Source organism: Halalkalibacter wakoensis JCM 9140 (assembly GCF_000513095.1).
Taxonomy (GTDB): domain Bacteria; phylum Bacillota; class Bacilli; order Bacillales; family Bacillaceae_D; genus Halalkalibacter; species Halalkalibacter wakoensis.
Genome location: NZ_BAUT01000004.1, coordinates 51,087 through 71,291 on the forward strand (window position 1 = coordinate 51,087; position 20,205 = coordinate 71,291).

Below are 20,205 nucleotides of genomic sequence, written 5' to 3' on the forward strand. Positions count from 1 at the left end.
GATAGCAAATGCGTGTACAAGTAACTCTTGCTTGCACTGAAACAGGAGATCGTAACTATATTACTACAAAAAACAAACGTACTAATCCTGAGCGTATTGAATTCAAAAAATACAGCCCAAGATTAAAGCGTCATACGTTACACCGCGAAACAAAGTAAGCAGCTGGATTATCCGCTGCTTTTTTTTGTATTTTTTGATAGATTTCATTAGAATTATTTGGAAGTGAGCGAACAATGGATAAAAAAAATGAATTGAGAGAGAACGTTAAGAGTCTGTTACATGAAGTTTCTCATCAAGACTGGTCCAAGTGGTCAAAGGATATTTCTCACCATTTACTACAATCATCCTATTGGAAACATGCTCAAGTTATTGCTCTAACCATTTCGAGAGGCAAAGAGGTGGATACATATTATTTAATTGAAACAGCATGGAAGCAAGGAAAAAAAGTAGTCGTTCCTCGTACGAACTTTCCAAAAAAAACGATGAATTTTTACCAAATTACTAGTTTTGAACAATTAGAAGAGCGACCATACCAACTGAAAGAACCTAAAACGCAATACTGTCAGGCCGTTCCTAATAGCATGTTTGATATTGTCATTGTTCCAGGTTTGGCTTTTGATGTGGAAGGAAGGCGCTTAGGTTTTGGTGGGGGATTTTACGATCGATTTCTACCTGATCTTCATGTTCCAACGATTGCACTTGCATTTCCTTGTCAAATGGTGTCTTCAGTTCCTACTGATCCCCATGATTGTGAAGTTGAACATGTAATAGGTGTAGATGGGTTTTATGTATGATCATTTTGTTAATTATAGGTATTCTGTTAATAGCGTATTTTGCTTATGCTAAGAAGAAATTAACATTAGATGGTGCTATTGCTGCAATAGTTGTAGGAATCTTGATCGTTTTTGGATTTGGCTTAAATGGATTAGCGGTATTAGGTCTTTTCTTTTTCAGTTCTACTATTATAGGTTCTGTCAAATCAGCAAACGACGGAGAAGTTGTACAGAAAGGTCATCAACGGGATGCAATACAAGTTTTAGCCAATGGGGGAACTGCGGCTTTTGTTGCTTTGCTCTATTCCTTGTATCCGGCTGATTTTTTACTTTTTGGTTTTATTGCGAGTTTGGCTGCAGCGAATTCAGATACTTGGGCATCAGAAATAGGGGCATTAAGCAGACAAAGACCATATCATCTTGTAAAAAGGCAACGTGTCTCTGTTGGGACCTCTGGAGCTATTACAATAATTGGTACAGTAGCAGCACTTATAGGTAGTCTCGTCCTTGTTGGGTTTTCCCAATTATTATGGCCAAGTATATCACTATCCGTTCTCATGCTTCTAACAATGGCAGGCTTTTTAGGGAATATGTTTGATACAATAATAGGTGGCATTTGGCAGGTGGTCTATCGCTGTTCGAATTGTGGAATTGAAACAGAACGTGTTGTTCATTGTGACGAAAGAACATTTCAAATAAAAGGTGTAAAATGGGTTAACAATGATTTTGTTAATGTTGGTTGTACTATCTTTGCCGCCGTATTAGGTATGGTTATTGGATGGTTGGTTTTATAAGGAGGAAAAAATGGAACATCATTCATTAGAACGTTATTCGAGGCAAATGCGCTTTTCGCCTATCGGTGAAGAGGGTCAGCAGAAACTAGCACAAAAGTCAGTACTAATTGTAGGGGTTGGAGCTCTTGGGACGGTTTTAGCCAATCACCTTGTCCGAGCAGGTGTTGGACTCGTTAGAATGGTTGATCGTGATTATGTTGAGATGAGCAATCTCCAAAGGCAAATGCTTTTTGATGAAGATGACGTCAAAGAAAGCTTGCCAAAGGCTGTTGCAGCTGAGCGAAAACTGAAAGCTATTAATTCTAGTGTGATCATTGAAGGTATTGTAACGGATGTAACGATGGACAACTTACCAAAATTACTAGAAGGTATTGATTTAGTATTAGATGGAACCGATAATTTTCGGACAAGGTTTTTACTAAATGATATGTGCTTTAAAAAAGGGATTCCTTTTGCTTATGGAGGCGCAGTTAGTGCAAGGGGAATGTCTGCTTTGTTTATTCCTGGGAAAACGCCTTGCTTGCGTTGTTTTATTAATCCTGGTGAAGGAACAGGTCAAACCTGTGATACGATCGGTGTCATAAGTCCAGTCGTTGATATTGTGGCATCCTATCAAGTGGTAGAGGTTATAAAGTATTTAGTTGAGGATGAACAATCACTAAGGGGAACATTGCGAAGCTTTGATTTATGGAACAATCATCAATTTGACTTGAAAATGGACAAAGCAAAAACGAATTGTCCAACTTGCCAAAATCAAGAATATCCTTCTTTACAAGAGGAAGAGGATCATGTGACAACCTTATGCGGAAGAGAGACAGTTCAGATTCAACGTAAAGAGCCCATTGACCTGGAGATGTGGTCAGTTAAACTTGAATCAGTTGCTGAATTGAAAAAAACACCCTTTTTGTTAAGAGTTCAATTAGCTGAAGGGGAACGTCTCGTCTTGTTTCCAGACGGACGGGTATTAATTCAAGGCACAGAGGATATTTCAAGAGCAAAAACATTGTATAGTAAATATATTGGAGGGTAACGCTTAATCTGAATTGTTTTATAAAGAAAGGTGTTGTGAGCATGAAGGTACAAGGGAAAGGGACAAAAGTCGTTATTATTGGAACTGGTTTTGTTGGCTCGAGCTATGCCTACGCACTCTTAAATCAAGAAGTGGTTGATGAGCTTGTATTAGTTGATCTAAACAAGGAAAAGGCAGAAGGAGATGCGATGGATCTTAACCATGGGATGCCATTTGGTTCACCTATGAAAATTTGGGCTGGGACGTATGAGGATTGCAAAGATGCTGACCTTGTTGTCATTACAGCCGGCGCAAATCAAGGTCCTGGTGAAACAAGACTTGACTTAATTGAAAAAAATGCAAAAATATTTAAGTCCATTGTTGGGTCCGTTATGGCTAGTGGATTTGATGGGATCTTTATTGTAGCCACAAATCCTGTTGATATTCTTTCTTATGCTACTTGGAAATTCTCTGGGCTTCCAATGGAACGAGTAATTGGATCAGGTACGATTTTAGACACAGCACGTTTTCGCTTTTTGTTAGGTCAATACTTTGATGTAGATTCTAGAAATGTTCATGCTTACATCATGGGTGAGCATGGAGATACCGAGTTGCCGGTTTGGAGCCATGCTGACATTGGTGGAAAACCAATATTAACTTATGTTGATGAAGAGAATCATATCAATATGAATGAACTTGAAAAGATTTTTACGAATGTTCGCGATGCCGCATACCATATCATTGAACGAAAAGGTGCAACATACTATGGAATTGCAATGGGCTTAGTTCGTCTTACTAAAGCGATCTTAAGAAATGAAAATTCTGTGTTGACCATTTCAACTTTACTTAAAGGGCAGTATGGACTAGATGATGTGTATATTGGTGTTCCAGCAGTTGTGAACCGCCAAGGTATACGAGAAGTTCTAGAATTAAATTTACATGAAGATGAGCAGAAAAAACTACACCACTCTGCTGGTGTTTTAAAAAGAAGCAACAAAGCCCGTTCACAATCTTTTGTAATTTTTTTCTCGGTGGATAAAAGGCAGGATTCACAGGCACATTAAGAGTAGGAGGGATGATTATGATTCAACGTCTCATTTCAATTCTATCTTTAGTGTTGTCTATGTATTTTGCTTACAAGTATCGTTATCGCGTCATTAACGCTTTTCTAGGTCGTCGAATGCTACGCAAGGTAGCAGTTATGGCTGCCATGCAAATCCCGTTTGTTCGCGATAAGATTCTTGGTTCGGTTTTTCAATCAAACCGTACGCAAGAAAGTTATTAATAGAGATAAGGGTCTGTCATATTTAGTAGCGTAGCTTCTGAAGACAGACCCTTTATCTTTTTTTTTTGAAACGACTCTTCTAGAAAAGGGAAATGTTGCTATACTGTTTAATAACTAAAGAGAGGAGGTTGTTATGGAGCGACAACAAGATTATGTTTTTTGGAAAGCTGTCCATCACTACATATTTGAAAAAGGATGTAGGGTGATTGAGCAGAGTAGGAATGAAGTCTGGTTAGAAGAAGAGGACACACATCCAAAGAGAATCATTCGATTTGTTCGAGTAGATATAGATTTTTCAATTTGGCTTAGAAGAGACATTACTGAATCAGTAAAGCAATTTGAACGGATTCGCCGTCACTTTCGGTTCCGTCGGTTAATTGGTGAAAATATTTATATTTCAGAATATCCGCCCGTTGATGAATGGGAAGACATCAAAAAGCCTTTTTTCGAAAGCAAAAGAAAGAGAACAACTGTAACATCCAAAATCATAGACCGGGCAAACCAGTCAGCCCTTTCTCTTCCTTCTGTTCCTTTACAAGGTCAGATACAGGATTTAGATTTAAATTTAACCATTGAGCATTTAAAACAGCAAATCAATCACGTCACAAGGGAACGTGAACAAAAGGAAAAATCATTGTTTTTCTATGGGAAACCCTTGACGACATTGGGTTTATTAGCCGTGCTTTCATATATGTTTTATCAATTAGAACAAGCTGGAGGAAGTACATCCGTACTAACATTGATTGAATATGGAGCCAAATACAATCCTTTGATTATGGAAGGGGAATGGTGGCGCCTTATTACGGCCATGTTTTTACATATTGGTTTTCTTCACTTATTCATGAACTCATTAGCATTATTTTATTTAGGTGGTGCAGTCGAGAGAATGTATGGTACCACTCGTTTTCTTTTTATTTATTTTGTAGCCGGATTGTTTGGTTCTATTGCTAGCTTTGCTTTTAATGAACAAGTAGCAGCTGGTGCTTCGGGTGCAATCTTTGGTTGTTTTGGGGCTCTGTTATATTTTGGTACCGTGTATAAAAAGTTGTTTTTTCGAACTATGGGAAAAAGTTTGTTAACCATTTTAGCCATTAATTTAGTTTTTGGTTTCTCGATCCCGATGGTTGATAATGGTGCACATATTGGTGGGCTAGTCGGAGGATTTCTTGCTGCTATGGTCGTTCAACTTCCTAAACACCGAAAGGTTCCAAAACAATTATTAAGTCTAGTCGTGACCATTTTTCTTATGGGTGGGCTCTATTTGTTTGGATTAAACAATGAACAAAAGACTCGTTCACCTTTATTGGAATTACAAATTGGGCAAGAGTATTTACAACAGGATAATTTGGAAGCAGCTTATCCATTTTTACAACGAGCCGTGGAGGAAGGAGCAGATATGCCTGAGGCGTATTTCTTATTGGCCTACGCTGAAGCCATGTTTGAAAACTACGAGTTTGCAAAAGAGTTATTGATAAAAACGATTGAAGAAAGACCTTCTTTTCATGAAGCGCATTATAATTTATCTCTCGTTTATATCGAACTTGAACAAATCGAGGAAGCCCGTAGCTCACTTAAGCGAGCAATTGAGCTTCATCCTGACGAAGCGTACCTCGATTTGTATGAAAGAGTCAAAGAGGAAAATTAATTTTGAAGCGTTTGTAATAGTTGAACAGGTTCACCATCAGATGTTCTAAATAAAACAAAAAAATGATCAGCTGTATCAGGTACTAAAATAACAGGTACGGTACTGCCAATGGGACTAACCGTCGTACCATCTTGCTTTGTTATACCTAAAACATAATTTTTATATAATCCTTCCCAAAGGCCGCCTAGAAATTGAGCGGTCTTTTCTTTTGATAAACCTGGAATTGGCTCATCTTCATACATAACTAAATCAGTTAAAGGGATGCGCAAATAACGGTCTTTTGGAATATTGTAATATTCAAAAAGGGCGTCCCAATCATAGTCTTGTTGTTGTTGCAAAATATAATCCAAAATTCGTTTGCTTTCTTTCTCTTCTTCCGTTTGCGGGGTTCTAAATGCATGTAAAGGGCTTAATGGTGAATCAATTACATACATCTGATCGAAGCTTAGCTTTTGAGCGCTTTTAATTTCATCATTAGGATAATGCAACTCTGCATGATGAAAAGTAACGACTCTATAATGACCACTATCGTCAGAAGGTACATCCTTTTCCATTTCAATGGAGTCTGTGTCTTCTTCCCAAGAGGACATGGTATCTTTTAGATAGCCATCTTCGAATAAGAGTGAAACATCTTGTCTTAGGTAGGCTGGCTGATTTAAGACAGACGTTACACTCCAGTCCAAAATATACTCATCCTCATCCTCCATTGCTTGAAATTCAATTTGGGATGTAGCCTCATCAAATGTGGCTGATGAATCTAACGGGAAAAAAATAAGAGCATCATGCAATGGTTCTGGTTTAATAGTAAAGACAAGAAATAACCCCACAAGAAAAGAAGAAATTAATAATCCGATTGAGAATTTCCATTTATTCATCGTTAGCCTCCAATGGACAAACAGTTTGACACATGTATATGTCCTAATCTATTTGTTTATGCCTACCGTATGAATGGAAATACAAGTTGAAGCAAATAATGTAAAGGAATGGGGGTGATCGAACATGGGTAACAATAAAGTGGAAAATCCAGTGACCATTATGTATGAAAAAAATATTGATTTTTTAAAAAATGAACTTGCGGTTGACGCCAACTTTGATGTCGTCCATCTAGAATTGGATTACGGAGAAAGACAAATGTCCCTCTTTCTTGTTGATGGATTCGGAAAGGACCAGGCGATCACACAAATTCAACGCGAGTTAATTCGATTAAAACCAACAGATCTAGAAGGAAAAACTCTAGATAAATTAATGAAGCGTTACATTCCTTATGCAGAAATAGAATCAACCGATGATTTAGATCATGTTGTTGATCAAGTACTGGCTGGTCCAGCGGCACTCGTAGTTGAAGGTATCGATGAAGTTATTCTTATTGATACAAGAGAATATCCAATCAGAGGGCCAGAGGAGCCTGATACGGAAAAGGTGATCCGTGGCTCAAAGGATGGATTCGTTGAAACATTGGTCATGAATGCAGCTCTATTAAGAAGACGAATTCGTGATCGAACGATGAGAGTTGAGTACATTTCTGTAGGTCGGAGGTCTAAGTCAGACTTAGCCATATCCTATATTGGTGATATTGCTGATCCGAGTTATGTAAAGGAAATTAAGCAGGCATTAGAAAATATTGATACGGATGGACTGTCTATGGGTGATAAGACAATAGAGGAATTTATTTTCGGTCATCATAATAATCCTTATCCAATGGTGCGTTACACAGAACGTCCTGATGTGGCAGCAAGTCATTTATTTGAAGGGCATGTTATTATCATGGTCGATGGTTCACCGAGTGTCATGATTACTCCAACAACCTTTTGGCATCACATGCAGCATGCAGAAGAATATCGTCAAAAGCCAATTGTTGGTACAAGCCTAAGAATTGTAAGGTACGCAGCTGTTTGGGCTTCTTTGTTTTTGCTCCCTTTATGGTATTTGTTAGCAACAAGAGAAGGACTAGCGCCTCCTGCTTTAAATTTTATTGGAGCACAAGAAGAAGGAACGGTTCCGTTATATGCCCAATTTATCATTGCTGAAATAGGGATCGAAATGCTCAGAATGGCTGCTATTCACACTCCTAATGCACTAGCCACAGCATTAGGGTTAGTCGCGGCGCTATTAATTGGAGAAGTTGCAATCAATGTAGGTGTGTTTTCACCTGAAGTGGTTCTATACTTAGCCGTTGCAGCAGTAGGAACATTTGCTACACCAAGTTACGAAATGAGCCTTGCGAACCGTTTAATTAGAGTTGCTCTTTTAATCAGTACGGCTCTTTTTGGAGTACCTGGTTTTGTTGTTGGGGTTACGGCTTGGTTATTAATGCTTGTCCACTTAAAATCACTAGGTACACCCTATATGTGGCCATTTTTGCCATTTAATGCATTAGCATTAAAAGATGTACTATTACGTACAGCAATGCCACTCAAAAAACAACGACCACAAGCCATTCATCCAAACGATCCAGACCGGTAGAATAGCAAAAGACCACGGATTACGTGGTCTTTTGCTATTCCACTTCGTATTTAAAGGTAACGTGTTCGTCACAAAGAAATTCCACTATTTTATGTCACTATGAGCCTGCAACATCCTTGACGAAACCAGCTTTAAAGATTGATCGATTCTTCCATATCTAAATCGTATAATTCATCTTGTATAAAGATGTTATTTCGATTTATTGCTTGTGTTTCATCAGCTAATACGAGCCCAAATGGCGTTTGTTTTTTAGGTGTCACAATCGTGAAGCGAATGTTAGATTTGCTAGCTTGTTGAACATAATTTGAATAGTTTCCATAGTTTAGATTTCCATTTATATATAGATGGAGATTTTTCTTTTCTTTCATGATTTCAACCACTTCAGGATACATTCCTTTATGAACGACCTGTTTTTTAGTTAAAGCTATATGAATTCTTTCAAGAAAAGTTGATAAAAATAGGTTCTTTTCTTCTGGTTTAATCTCTGGAGTTCCATAAAGTGCTCGATCAATGACTTCTTTAACTTTTTGCCCCAATTTTTACGCCTCATTTCATTAACGAATTAAGATAAACGAATTAAGATAATTTTTGTCTTGTCCTTCTTAATTTTTCATTGCATACATATCATAGCATAAGAATGTTTTAGAAAAATAATCTAGCCAAAGCTGTACGAAATTTGTCAATTAGGAACCGCTCTCAAGAAAGGATGTGTTGCAACAATGTGGGTTATCATCATTATGTTTATTTTTGTTTGCACATTTGGTATTACACTAGGTGGTCTGTTAGCAGCACCTAGGGAATCAATTAAACCTCTTCATTTATTTTTATTTTCATTGTTTTTCTTATTTTTAGCATACATCGGTATGATTACCGGAATGTTTTTTACAGGCTGGATTAGCATTCGTCTTATCGAAATTGTTTTATCCATCCTTGCCCTCTTATTTATTGTGGCTTGTTTTAGTCGGTATCATCCAACACTCGGATTTTTTCATCCTGAAGATAAAATTCTCCTTTCCGTTATAGCGCTATTGTTCTTTTTAATGGGGCTAGAGTGGGGGGTTTTGGGATATCGAACTTTCTTTACATTAACGGCATCCTTTTTATTCACGGCTGCACTTGGGCTAGGAATTTTTATTCAACTGCAAATTAAACAAGTGTTCTGGCGTCAATCCTATGCATCGTATACCCCGCTTGTTTGGCTTCTTTTCGTCACACTTTTAAAGCTGTTATAATAGTGACAGAGGTGAAGCGTTTTGAAGTCAATGTATGATGTAAGACAATTATTAAAGAAGCATGGTACGATTGTGTATACTCGTGACCGATCTTTAGATCTTGCTCTAATGGAAGAGGAACTTAAAGAATTACATGAATGGAAAATGATTGAGACCGTTGATTTTCAACAAGCGTTGCTGATCATACGAAGCGAATCAAGGAGTGAGAAAAATAAGCTGTAATTTGATAGGAATGGCATTAGCATACGTGGCTAATGCTAATAATCCTTTCAAATGATGACGTCGACTAACTTGAAGGATTGAAAGTACCAAAAAGAGTTACCATACATAAAATAACTATGGACAATCTTATTTACTAAGGAGTTTAGACCGAAAAAGGAGACAGATGTCGATGCTAGAATATCGCACAGAACGCGACTTGGTTGGAGAAAAGCAAGTGCCGAAAGAGGCGTATTATGGAATCCAAACAATGCGGGCAAGAGAGAATTTTCCCATTACAGGATATCCGCCACATCCTGAATTAATCCGAGCGTTTGGATATGTGAAAAAGGCGGCAGCAATGGCCAATCGCGATGTAGGAGTACTTACAGTTAACATTGCGGATGCGATCATAGAGGCTGCAGATGAAGTGATTCATGGGAACTACCAAGACCAATTTATTGTTGACTCCATACAAGGGGGAGCTGGTACTTCATTTAATATGAACGCAAATGAAGTAATCGCCAATCGAGCTATTGAGTTGCTAGGGGGAGAAAAAGGGGAGTACATGCGAGTAAGCCCAAATACGCATGTAAACATGGCCCAATCAACAAATGATGCATTTCCAACTGCTATTCATATAGCTGCTCTTCGTTTAGCAGACGGATTAACAAAACAATTAAAAAATTTAATTGAAGCGTTAAAAGAAAAAGAAAACGAGTTTGATGACGTATTGAAAATGGGAAGAACGCACCTACAGGATGCAGTGCCAATTAGACTCGGGCAAGAATTTGGCGCTTATCGGCGTGTTCTGGAACGTGATCTCGGCCGTATTAAAAGGTCTGTGGAGCATTTATATGAAGTAAATATGGGGGCAACAGCGGTTGGAACAGGATTAAATGCAAAGCCTGATTATATCAAAAAAGTGGCGAAATATTTAGGAGATATTACCGGCTACCCGTTTAAAACAGCAGATGATTTAGTTGATGCTACACAAAATACTGATGCTTATACGGAAGTGTCAAGTGCACTAAAAATAATGGCTATTAACTTATCAAAAATGGCTAATGATTTACGTTTAATGAGTTCAGGTCCCAAAACAGGATTAAATGAAATTAATCTCCCTGCTAGGCAACCAGGTTCTTCGATTATGCCAGGCAAAGTGAACCCGGTCATGTGTGAGGTGATTAATCAAATTTCATTTCAAGTTATTGGCAACGATCATACGATTAGTCTGGCTTCAGAGGCTGGACAGTTAGAGCTGAATGTAATGGAGCCGGTGTTGGTATTCAATCTATTGCAGTCTTTTTCCATATTGCAAAATGGAATGAGAGTTTTTACTGATTTTGCGATAGAGGGATTAACAGCTAACGTAGACCGGTGCCTTGAAATGGTTGAACGCAGTGTAGGAATTGTAACAGCCATTAATCCTCATGTTGGTTATGAAGTAGCTTCAAGAGTAGCAAAAGAAGCCATTCAATCAAACCGCCCTATTCGGGAAATATGCTTGGAGAGAGGAATCTTGTCGGAAGAAGAATTAAATGAAATTCTTGACCCGAAAGAAATGACAAATCCAGGGATTGCAGGAGCAAGGTTTATGGAAGGCGAATAGAAAGTAAAAAAATGATTCAATTCATCTTGCTCTCTTAGTGCAGACAAGGAACTTTTTGCGCTATAATAGTGGAGCTTGCGAATGAGTCATTTTTTTATTTTTATTTTTATGAAACAAGAGATGGGTGGATTTCGTCTATATAGTAGAGTGTTTCTGAACAATTGTTGCATAAAGAGTTTTCGCAAAGGAACGAACACCTTCCATAACCTATTAAGAAGATACATATGAAGGGGGAATCGGTGTGAGGCAGGTGTTATTTATTCTAATAGCTGTGTTTGTTCTAGCAGGCTGTACTCAAGCCCCATTAGAGAATCAACATATGCCAAAAAGGTTTGAGGATCAACCGATCAAGCGTGATGTACCTTCTTCTTTTTTTACGGGCTCACAATTAGTACCGCTCGAAAATAATCTTAGCATTACTGAAATCGTTGGTTGGTTTGATGACGGGTCCATTCTCTATCTTGAAGAACAAGGGGAATCCTCGACTTTATATCAATACAATCTCCATACATCTGAATCAAGCCCATTCCTCCAATTGGATGGTTGGATTATAGATGTTCAGGCTAATGCTGATTATAGTCTCTTTGCTGTTCAGCAAGTTACGCTTAATCATGAAACAAACTTAATCATTGTTGATCGGGATGGAGATAGTAGGCAAATTTTTCAAGACTATGGGGAAGAGTATGTTGTTTATTGGAATCCTTATAAAGAAGATACGTTTATCATGGTTGCTTTTTTACCTGACTGGGAATTTGAAACGTATGTTGTGACAGATACAAAAGTAAAAGAACTTTCCTTAGACAATTCATATGTACAGTGGATATCAGAAAAGCATGTTGGTTACTTAAAATGGGAAGAGCTTGAGCCTAGCTTTCAGGCGCCGCTTTATGAAGTGAATGTCGAAAATAGTGAAGAACGAAAATGGAAGGAATCAGTCATTGCTTATATGAGTTTTCCAGATACACTGTCTCTTACCGTTACGGTAGATAGTGTGTATGAGCTTTATTCAACGTACACGTTTTATGATGAGCAAAAACCGTTCAGAGAAATTGAGATGCCTATCTTGAATACATACTCAGAACAGTGGTGGATTCCCTTTTATACGTATGATGTTCATGACCGCGTATTCTATTATTTACGGCCAAAGCATAGTAGTGATTTTTTTAGTTACGATGAAGGGTTTGATTTAATCGCTTATTACGTTGATACAGATGCAGAAGAAAAATTAGCTACTTTTGATAAGCATGTTCCTCTACGTGTGTCTCCTTCGGGAGGGTATCTCCTTATAGGGGATCGTTTTGAATCGGTTTTTGATTTGTCAGATGGAGCAATTGTTTCTCTGTTAGAGGAATGATTGCTCTTCTCTTGCTTTTTTGAAACAGTGTGTCATAATGAATGTAATAGCTAGAAATGAATTTGTTTCGACTAGGGGTGTCTGCTAATAGTGGGCTGAGAACATTACCCTCATACCTGATCTGGATCACGCCAGCGTAGGGAAGTCGCCTAAGTCGTATTCCGTATGTCCGGATACGGCTTTTTATCTTTTATATAGAAAAAAGGGTGGGTATCATGAGAGAGTTTTCGTTATACGCAATTACTGGGGAAGCATTTCACCCAGAACGAGATTTGTTAGAGGTAATGGAAGAAGCGATCCTAGGTGGGGTCGATATTATTCAATTACGAGATAAAACGAGTAGCAAAAGAGACGTACTACAAAAGGCAAAGGCGTTACGTGAGCTAACTAAAAAGCATGATGTCATGTTTATTGTGAATGATCATATTGATGTAGCACTAGCTGTTGATGCGGATGGAATTCACATTGGTCAAGATGATCTGCCTTTAGCTGATGCGAGAAAAATTATGGGACAAGATAAAATTATCGGTATTTCTACTCATCAAATCGAAGAAGCACGTGAAGCCGAGGCTGGTGGTGCTGACTATATTGGAGTTGGACCGATTTTCCATACGAATAGCAAAGTTGATGTGGTTGATCCGGTTACGACAAACTACATTGAGCAAGTTGTAGCAGAAATTAAAATTCCTTTCGTTGCAATTGGTGGTATTAAACTGCATAACGTTCAGCAAGTAATAGATGCAGGCGCAACAAGAATTTGTATGATTTCTGAAATTGTTGGAGCAAACGATGTAAAGGGTGTTTGTGAGCAGTTTACAAGCATCTTATCTGAAAGGGTGAAAAGGTAATATGCAATTAGTTATTAATGGAGAAGAACATAACGTGGATGTTTCGACATTAGAAGATGTTGTCTCACACTTTGAACTAGAACCACATCTTGTTGTTACTGAGGTTGATGGGGAGATTATTGAACGAGTAAATTGGGCTGTAACAGAAATGAAAGAAGGAATGCGAATTGAGCTTGTTCAGTTCGTTGGAGGTGGATGAAATGAAAAAGAATAAACTCACAATTGCTGGAAAAGAACTATCGTCACGTTTCTTTTTAGGAACAGGAAGGTACCCGAATCCATTTGTTCAAAATGAAGCGATTAAGGCGTCAGAAGCAGAAGTACTAACGTTTGCAATCAGGAGAGTTAATCTAGGTGCACCAAATGAGGATGCTATTTTGCAGCATTTAGAAGGGATGTCCTTTACGTATTTACCAAATACCTCAGGTGCACAAACGGCGGAAGAAGCGATTCGTATTGCGAGGTTGGCTAAGGCCTCAGGTTTAAGTGACTGGATTAAAATTGAAATTAGCGCAGATGAAAAAACGTTGCTACCTGATCCGATTGAGACATTAAAAGCAACAGAGATCCTTGCAAAAGAAGGATTTGTTGTTCTGCCATACACGTCTGATGATCCTGTTTTATGTAGAAGGTTGGAGGAAGCCGGAGCGGCGGCTGTTATGCCGGGAGGGTCGCCAATTGGAACTGGATTAGGAATTTTAAATCCGTATAATCTAGATTTGATTATTGAGCAAGCCAATGTACCAATCATCGTTGACGCAGGCCTTGGTTCTGCAGCGGATGTTGCCCAAGCCATGGAACTCGGAGCGGACGGAGTGTTAATGAATACTCCTGTAGCCAAAGCAAAAGATCCTGTAAAGATGGCTAGAGCCATGAAATATGCCATTGAAGCAGGAAGACTTTCTTATGAAGCGGGTCGAATTCCAAAGAAAAAGTACGCGACAGCAAGCAGTGGTTTAACTGAGTTTGTACCAAAATAGAAAGACATTGGGGGGAGACAGGTGTCAGAGAAAGTAGTGGTATTAGGAGGGGGCGTCATTGGTCTAGCTACCGCTTTTGAGCTGAGTAGACGAAACTTTGATGTAACTGTACTAGAGAAAACTAGTTGTGGGGGACAAGCATCCGGAGCAGCCGCGGGGATGCTTGCTCCTTATTCCGAAATTGGAGAAGATCCAGATGACTTTTTTAAACTTTGTCTTGATAGTTTGCGGATGTATAAAAAATGGCAAGCAGAAGTAAAAGGTATGTCTAAAATGGATTTTGAGTTTTCGGAAAGTGGAAGTCTGCATGCCGTTTATCATGATGCAGATGTTTTAGCTCTTGAAACACGACAATCATGGCAACGTGACTGGGGGGCTGAAACGGAGCTTATTATGGGAGATCGTTTATGGGAGATGGAGCCCTCTCTTTCAAAAGAAATAAAAGCAGCTATGTATTATCCAGAAGAGAGCCATGTATTTGCTCCTGATTATGTGAAGGCGCTTGAGGCGGCATGTCGGTTGAACGGCGTACAAATTTTTGAACAGCTTGAACAGGTTGATGTGGTGGATTGGAAAGAGTCTATTACCCTTCGTGCTAAAGATGGAAGGGTATTTAAGGGAGATCGTCTCATCGTGTGTTCGGGAGCATGGTCTAGTGAATTAGAAGAAGTGTTTGGAGTGCGGATTCCTGTTTATCCGATCCGTGGTCAAATTTGTGCATATGAAGTTCCTGTTGAACAGATTAAGCATATTGTTTATACAAGTCAAGGGTACCTTGTTCCAAAAGCAAACGGAACCCTAGTAAATGGTGCTTCAGAAGACATTGCTGGATTTCGCACAGATGTGACAGAAAAAGGCATAGCAAGACTAACAAATTGGAACAAGAAGGTGTTCCCGTTTCTTGAAAAAGAAACGCCATTTCACACTTGGGCCGGATTGCGTCCGGCAACTCAAGACGGGTTTCCATTAATAGGAAAACTTGAGGAAGCGCCGCATGTCGTGTTTGCGACAGGTCATTATCGAAATGGAATTTTATTAAGTCCGATTACTGCGGTTGCTGTAGCAGATTTGTTGGATGAAAAAGAACCTTATTCTCCACTTGCCTCTTGTAAACCAGAGCGCTTTTCGTAAATAAAACATAATAGGAGGAGGCTGATGTATGTCACTTGCTAAAACGTTAACAATTGCTGGCTCAGATAGTGGTGGTGGAGCTGGTATTCAAGCAGACTTAAAAACATTTCAAGAGTTACATACGTTTGGGATGAGCGTTATTACAGCGTTAACGGCTCAAAATACATTAGGAGTTCATGGCGTTTATCCACAATCAATCGAAGCCATTGAGGCTCAAATTGATGCGGTCTTATCTGATATAGGGGCAGACGCAGTGAAGACGGGAATGTTGTTTTCCGCGGAAATTATTACTTTAGTTTCCAACAAGTTAAGGCAATATGAAGTGAGTAATATTGTTGTCGATCCGGTTATGATCGCAAAAGGCGGAGCTTCACTTTTACAAGAAGAGGCTGTGCAAGCTCTTAAACATGAATTGTTACCAATTTCTACGGTAATTACGCCGAATTTGCCAGAAGCAGCTAAGCTACTAGGGCGAGCGGAAATGAAAACAGTAGATGAGATGAAACAGGCAGCTGTCGATTTACATAAACTAGGGCCGACGTATGTCGTTTTAAAAGGTGGACATTTAACAGAAGGTCCAGCTGTTGACTTATTGTATGATGGGGAAGAGTTCTTCGAATTAAAAGTAGAACGAATCGATACAAAGCATACGCATGGAACGGGTTGTACATTTGCAGCAGCCATTGCAGCCGAGCTAGCAAAAAGTGCTACAATAAAAGATGCAACAGAGACGGCTAAGCAATTTATTACCGCTGCTATTTCTAATTCGTTAGTAATTGGTAGAGGCATTGGCCCTACAAATCATGCTGCATATCGACATTTAGGGAAGTAATAAGGAAGGATCTTTCAAAAAGTCAAAGTGAACTTTTTGTGAGATCCTCTTTTTATGGAGTATTTGCTTCATTCTTACGTAAGTCGTTTACTTCTTCCACATAAATCGATTAGTATAAGAGTAAGGGTTGTATCTTGGGTGTAGAACATAGGAAGGAAGAAAAGAATATGTTTCGCGGAAATAAACCAGTACTTATTTTACCAGCCATTTTAGCAATCATCATGATTTTAGGAGGCTATCATTTTTTGCAAGGCTCTGAAACAATTACAAATGAGGAATTGCAAGATGTGATGGAATTCGAGCTTGATTATACTCAAACAGAGAAGGGGATCAAGTTAACGGGAGAATGGGATTGGACCATCATGCCACAAGAGGGTTTGTATGGCGAAGATTATATCGGGATTGTTGTAATGGATCAGGAAACAGGTGTACCACGTACAGATGTTGATTTACAAGGGAGCCTTGAGCTATTATATGCAGGTCAACCAATTGAACAAACAGACGGGACGACTGTTGATAACGGATTAATTTTTTCTTTTTCAAATAAATTAGTGGAGCATGAAAGCTTTGGAAATATCGGTCAATTTGAAGTTTTGTTCGATGGGGAAGGGATCGATAAAGAAGATATTATTGTCACTCTTTTGCATACATGGACAGAGCATGCTCCCCTTGATAAAACAGATGCTTTACTTGTAGAACCTACTTTTATTGGTGCAGCAAATGTTCCTTATTGGACAGTGGAGAAGAGATTGCAATAAGGACTAAAGAAGGGGAAGGTACGTGCATGAAAATTAGAGGACTGTCTTATCAAAATGGTATTTTTTATATTGGTAGACAACATGTTGCATGCGCCTACCATGAAAAGGGCCGCTTGAAAAGTTGGATTAAGCCAATCAATGTAGCGACCCTTGGTGTAATGATGAAGCAAATTACTCTATCTATGCCGATTTGGTTTAAATTATTTACTTTCTTTTTAGTTGGTCTCATATTTATCCCAAAAATAGTCACTATTTTCTATCCGATCAATTGGAACGGGCTTCCTTATTACTTTTTGCTTTATTATATATTCGGTACTCATTTTATCTTCCCAAAGCAGCTTCGCCAATATCACGGTGCTGAACATAAAGTTTTTAGTGATAAAGGTGTCATACGCAGGGCTCGTCTTCCTTTGATAAAAAAAGCAAGCATTACAAATCGGTATTGCTCAACCAATATCGTCGTCATTTATTTTCTAAGTGTTATCTTGATTGGTAGTAGTTTAGCTGCAATAATGGAGAGTGGAGCTAGAGCAGTAGAGGTTGCGTCTTATAGTAGTTTGCTGCTTGTTCCGATTATTCAAAGGCTAATGAATATAGAAGGATTTGGTTTTGTTAAAAAAGTCATTTTATCGGTATCCTATTGGTTACAAATACATGTAACGACAACAGAGCCTGAGAGAAGACATATGATTGCCTCAATCGAGTCGTATCGTAAGCTTGCATCAAAAGAATTTCCTGATAAATTGGTTGTAAAAAGGCCTGTACGAAAGAAGGAGGAAACATATATGGCAATTGTGGATGTAACAATAATACCAATTGGAACAGATTCACCAAGTGTGAGTAAATATGTGGCAGAAATACAAGAAGTGTTAAAAACATATGAGGGCAAAATTACGTATCAATTAACCCCAATGAGTACCCTTATTGAAGGGGAATTGCCTGTGTTATTTGAAGTCATACAAGCCATTCATGAGGTTCCATTTAAACATGGCCTACAGCGAGTGGCGACAAATATTCGAATTGACGATAGACGTGATAAACGAGCAACAATGGAAGGTAAGGTAGAAGCGGTTCAAGCGCACTTAAGTCAAGTCGAACTAGAAACAGAGCCAGTTCAACATAAAGAATCATGAAAAAAGGTTGTCACACAGGTAAAGACCTGTGCGACAATCTTTTTTTATTTTAGGGGTTTTATCATTGTTACATGTGGAATGCCCGCATCGAGAAATTCTCCAGAGACAGTTTCATACCCCAGCTTATGATAAAAATCCTGAGCTTGAATTTGGGCATTTAGCTTTGCTTTCGTTGCCCCTTCAAGCTGAGCTGTTTCTTCAATTGCTTTCATTAATTGTCTTCCGGCTCCTGTACCTCGAGCTTCTTTAGAAACGCATATTCGTTCAATTTTTCCATACCCATCTACAAAACGAAGCCTACCAGCACCGACTGCCTTTGTTTGATTATAAAGAACGAAATGAATCGCTTCTTGTTCGTGCTGGTCTATTTCTTCTTCTATTGGAACATTTTGTTCTTCAACAAACACTTCAGTTCGAATTTTATAAGCTTCCTGTAGTTGATCTTTTGTTGTAACTTTTACGACATTCATAATTAGTTAAGCGTCCTTTCCAAGATGAAATGTTTCATAGACCGTCCAAGAGCCATTTTCAAGTTGATAGAGCAATTGCATGCGGTTTATGGTTTCTTGGTGTTCAATTGTTTTCATTTTGAGTTGGCCAGCAACATCAGAATGTTCCTGATTCGATAAGTCTTGACCAATTGTTAGATGAGGAATAAATCCATACTTTTCATTACGAGAAAAGGGATCTTGGTGCAAAGCATCGTACAGATACATTAATGATGCATGTTCACGAATTTTAAAGAAAATCGTATTGGATTGTGGGTAAAAAGTATCTACTTTATAAATATTAATGTGAACCGGTTGGGCATTATTTGCAATTTCCTTTAAGGTTGAAATGTATAAAGGCAATTCCTCTTCTGATATTTCAAACGTTTCTTTCAAGGTGATGTGAGGCGGTATGAGTGCATAATGCGAATCATAACGCATCCGATATGAATTCGCATGATCTTGCAGCTCTTTAGATGGAAATAGGGCAATTCCATAGTTCAAGTTAAACTCCTCCTTTTACTTGTCTTTTACGCCAATAACGTGGTTAATCCCCTTGGCAAATCTTTTTGCCAATACGTCCAGGTGTGGTCTCCATCAAACTCTTCATATGTGTAAGAAAAAGGCATTTTTTTTAATAGGGCATACAGTTCCCTATTAGGTGTAACAAAATCAAGAACTTGACCGTCTGTTGTTTTAACGTTTGTTTCTTTCTTACCTATAACATGGTAAATAGATAAATTCTCATTTTTCTCATAAGAAGCTACAGTCGTTAATACTTTATCATTTACATAGGGAGAATGCATCATCACTTGTCCAAACAGGTTTGGATACTGTAAAGCTGTTAATAATGATACGGTTCCAGCAAGAGAGTCTCCAGCCAATGTCCTTGATGAAGCTAGTTGATGAGTTGGAAAGTTATGATCGATAAATGGAACAAGTTCATGAGCAAGAAAGCGTACATATGCGTCTACCTTTTCTCCGTTAGGATGATATCTCTTTCTGCGTTCAGCTACAGAAGGATACGGAACCGCAACGATGATGGTTTCTCTCACTTCACCTTCATCTATCAATTGTTCTAATTGTCTTGGAATCCGTCCAAGTTGGAAGTAATCATGACCATCTTGGCAAATTAGAACATCATAAGATTGAAGAGGCGTGAAGTTTGGAGGTGTATATACTAGCAAAGAAATTTCTTCTTGTAGTTCTTTACTCTGAATACTTCTTTCTGAAATCATTCCTTCTAATGAGCGGTAACTCATCTGTTTCAACCCCTTTTATAGAAGATCTCTTTTTTATTTTACCTAATGATTGTTAAGAATGCTATGTTAAGGTAAGGAATATAATATTTAACTTAAAATGGGAAGTCTCGAACAAATTGAGAAGTTCTGTAATATTTTGTACTATATAGAAAAGACAGAAAGGTGAGATAAGATGGCGAGTATTCCAAGATGGATTTATTATAAACAAGTTTTCAAATCGAAGTTTCAAGCTGGATGTGTGAAAGCGAAAATAGAAGACAATTGGATGAATGGATATGAAATAGGTCCACTTGTTGAAATTAAAAAACTTCGGACAGATAAGTATGTTGTGCGCTACACGTATGATGAAAAAGTATAGCTGTAGATAATGGATAAACAGATAAGGGGTAAAAAGGAAAAAATAAACAG

25 protein-coding genes, 1 pseudogene and 1 riboswitch are annotated in these 20,205 nt (G+C 38.4%); of the genes and pseudogenes, 21 read left to right on the forward strand and 5 right to left on the reverse strand.

All coding sequences use genetic code 11. The features are described from left to right. Positions 1-8 precede the first annotated feature (8 nt). From rpmG to JCM9140_RS03185, 7 genes are all read left to right on the forward strand, one after another. A complete protein-coding gene (rpmG, locus tag JCM9140_RS03155; protein ID WP_034624960.1) occupies positions 9-158 on the forward strand; it encodes a 50S ribosomal protein L33 in 150 nt (49 codons plus the stop codon). A 75-nt stretch (positions 159-233) separates the two neighbouring features. Continuing rightward, positions 234-794 carry a 5-formyltetrahydrofolate cyclo-ligase gene (locus JCM9140_RS03160; RefSeq protein WP_034742245.1) on the forward strand — a complete coding sequence of 187 codons (561 nt, stop codon included), beginning with the start codon at positions 234-236 and terminating at the stop codon, positions 792-794. Then, entirely contained in the window at positions 791-1,567 is a 777-nt protein-coding gene (locus tag JCM9140_RS03165) for a DUF92 domain-containing protein (protein ID WP_081727542.1), read from the forward strand. The genes JCM9140_RS03160 and JCM9140_RS03165 overlap by 4 nt, the downstream gene beginning before the upstream one ends. 10 nt (positions 1,568-1,577) lie before the next feature. After that, entirely contained in the window at positions 1,578-2,597 is a 1,020-nt protein-coding gene (locus tag JCM9140_RS03170) for a ThiF family adenylyltransferase (RefSeq protein WP_034742249.1), read from the forward strand. A gap of 41 nt (positions 2,598-2,638) precedes the next feature. Then, positions 2,639-3,640, forward strand: a complete 1,002-nt coding sequence (locus tag JCM9140_RS03175; RefSeq protein ID WP_052002026.1) for an L-lactate dehydrogenase — start codon at positions 2,639-2,641, stop codon at positions 3,638-3,640. A gap of 17 nt (positions 3,641-3,657) precedes the next feature. Beyond that, complete coding sequence (gene yqgO, locus JCM9140_RS03180; protein ID WP_052002027.1) at positions 3,658-3,861, forward strand: protein YqgO; 204 nt, start codon at positions 3,658-3,660, stop codon at positions 3,859-3,861. Positions 3,862-3,994: 133 nt separating this feature from the next. Next, positions 3,995-5,506 (forward strand): rhomboid family protein, encoded by a 1,512-nt coding sequence (locus tag JCM9140_RS03185; protein ID WP_034742252.1) that lies wholly within the window; start codon positions 3,995-3,997, stop codon positions 5,504-5,506. Here JCM9140_RS03185 and JCM9140_RS03190 read toward each other — a convergent pair. Continuing rightward, positions 5,503-6,381, reverse strand: a complete 879-nt coding sequence (locus JCM9140_RS03190) for a hypothetical protein (protein WP_034742255.1) — start codon at positions 6,379-6,381, stop codon at positions 5,503-5,505. The two genes, JCM9140_RS03185 and JCM9140_RS03190, sit on opposite strands and share 4 nt — an antisense overlap. A 124-nt stretch (positions 6,382-6,505) precedes the next feature. Between JCM9140_RS03190 and JCM9140_RS03195 the strand changes: the two genes are divergently transcribed. After that, positions 6,506-7,969, forward strand: coding sequence for a spore germination protein (locus tag JCM9140_RS03195; RefSeq protein WP_034742258.1), 1,464 nt, complete (start codon positions 6,506-6,508; stop codon positions 7,967-7,969). Positions 7,970-8,100: 131 nt separating this feature from the next. On the opposite strand, the gene JCM9140_RS03200 is transcribed toward JCM9140_RS03195, so the two are convergent. Then, a complete protein-coding gene (locus JCM9140_RS03200; RefSeq protein WP_034742261.1) occupies positions 8,101-8,505 on the reverse strand; it encodes a YueI family protein in 405 nt (134 codons plus the stop codon). A gap of 183 nt (positions 8,506-8,688) precedes the next feature. Between JCM9140_RS03200 and JCM9140_RS03205 the strand changes: the two genes are divergently transcribed. From JCM9140_RS03205 to JCM9140_RS24315, 12 genes and pseudogenes are all read left to right on the forward strand, one after another. Next, positions 8,689-9,201: a hypothetical protein gene (locus tag JCM9140_RS03205; RefSeq protein WP_034742263.1), complete on the forward strand. Its 513-nt coding sequence runs from the start codon at positions 8,689-8,691 to the stop codon at positions 9,199-9,201. A 30-nt stretch (positions 9,202-9,231) separates the two neighbouring features. Further along, positions 9,232-9,423, forward strand: a complete 192-nt coding sequence (locus tag JCM9140_RS03210; protein ID WP_439644262.1) for a YqgQ family protein — start codon at positions 9,232-9,234, stop codon at positions 9,421-9,423. Positions 9,424-9,592: 169 nt separating this feature from the next. Next, a complete protein-coding gene (aspA, locus tag JCM9140_RS03215) occupies positions 9,593-11,011 on the forward strand; it encodes an aspartate ammonia-lyase (RefSeq protein WP_034742270.1) in 1,419 nt (472 codons plus the stop codon). 241 nt (positions 11,012-11,252) lie between these two features. Then, on the forward strand, positions 11,253-12,365 hold the full coding sequence (locus JCM9140_RS03220; protein WP_034742273.1) for a YqgU-like beta propeller domain-containing protein: 1,113 nt from the start codon (positions 11,253-11,255) through the stop codon (positions 12,363-12,365). A 63-nt stretch (positions 12,366-12,428) separates the two neighbouring features. After that, positions 12,429-12,525, forward strand: a riboswitch (TPP riboswitch). A 55-nt stretch (positions 12,526-12,580) separates the two neighbouring features. Continuing rightward, a complete protein-coding gene (thiE, locus tag JCM9140_RS03225) occupies positions 12,581-13,213 on the forward strand; it encodes a thiamine phosphate synthase (RefSeq protein WP_034742276.1) in 633 nt (210 codons plus the stop codon). Between the two features lies 1 nt (position 13,214). After that, positions 13,215-13,412 carry a sulfur carrier protein ThiS gene (thiS, locus tag JCM9140_RS03230; RefSeq protein WP_034742278.1) on the forward strand — a complete coding sequence of 66 codons (198 nt, stop codon included), beginning with the start codon at positions 13,215-13,217 and terminating at the stop codon, positions 13,410-13,412. A gap of 1 nt (position 13,413) precedes the next feature. Then, on the forward strand, positions 13,414-14,193 hold the full coding sequence (locus JCM9140_RS03235) for a thiazole synthase (RefSeq protein WP_034742281.1): 780 nt from the start codon (positions 13,414-13,416) through the stop codon (positions 14,191-14,193). 21 nt (positions 14,194-14,214) lie between these two features. After that, positions 14,215-15,324 carry a glycine oxidase ThiO gene (thiO, locus tag JCM9140_RS03240; protein WP_034742284.1) on the forward strand — a complete coding sequence of 370 codons (1,110 nt, stop codon included), beginning with the start codon at positions 14,215-14,217 and terminating at the stop codon, positions 15,322-15,324. Positions 15,325-15,352: 28 nt separating this feature from the next. After that, positions 15,353-16,156, forward strand: coding sequence for a bifunctional hydroxymethylpyrimidine kinase/phosphomethylpyrimidine kinase (thiD, locus tag JCM9140_RS03245; RefSeq protein ID WP_034742287.1), 804 nt, complete (start codon positions 15,353-15,355; stop codon positions 16,154-16,156). Positions 16,157-16,323: 167 nt separating this feature from the next. Beyond that, positions 16,324-16,914, forward strand: a complete 591-nt coding sequence (locus JCM9140_RS03250; protein WP_034742290.1) for a hypothetical protein — start codon at positions 16,324-16,326, stop codon at positions 16,912-16,914. A gap of 26 nt (positions 16,915-16,940) precedes the next feature. Beyond that, a pseudogene (locus JCM9140_RS24310) lies at positions 16,941-17,621 on the forward strand (DUF1385 domain-containing protein); the annotation flags it as partial. Between the two features lie 78 nt (positions 17,622-17,699). Next, positions 17,700-18,047 (forward strand): MTH1187 family thiamine-binding protein, encoded by a 348-nt coding sequence (locus JCM9140_RS24315; protein WP_052002035.1) that lies wholly within the window; start codon positions 17,700-17,702, stop codon positions 18,045-18,047. Positions 18,048-18,091: 44 nt separating this feature from the next. On the opposite strand, the gene JCM9140_RS03260 is transcribed toward JCM9140_RS24315, so the two are convergent. From JCM9140_RS03260 to JCM9140_RS03270, 3 genes are read right to left on the reverse strand one after another with little or no spacing between them, the layout of a single operon-like run. Further along, positions 18,092-18,517, reverse strand: coding sequence for a GNAT family N-acetyltransferase (locus tag JCM9140_RS03260; protein ID WP_034742293.1), 426 nt, complete (start codon positions 18,515-18,517; stop codon positions 18,092-18,094). Positions 18,518-18,523: 6 nt separating this feature from the next. Further along, the gene (locus tag JCM9140_RS03265; RefSeq protein WP_034742296.1) at positions 18,524-19,039 is read right to left on the reverse strand and encodes a YjcG family protein; all 516 of its coding nucleotides are present in this window, start codon (positions 19,037-19,039) and stop codon (positions 18,524-18,526) included. Positions 19,040-19,065: 26 nt separating this feature from the next. After that, the gene (locus JCM9140_RS03270; protein WP_034742299.1) at positions 19,066-19,797 is read right to left on the reverse strand and encodes an esterase family protein; all 732 of its coding nucleotides are present in this window, start codon (positions 19,795-19,797) and stop codon (positions 19,066-19,068) included. Positions 19,798-19,969: 172 nt separating this feature from the next. Between JCM9140_RS03270 and JCM9140_RS03275 the strand changes: the two genes are divergently transcribed. Further along, the gene (locus JCM9140_RS03275) at positions 19,970-20,155 is read left to right on the forward strand and encodes a hypothetical protein (protein WP_034742302.1); all 186 of its coding nucleotides are present in this window, start codon (positions 19,970-19,972) and stop codon (positions 20,153-20,155) included. Positions 20,156-20,205 lie beyond the last annotated feature (50 nt).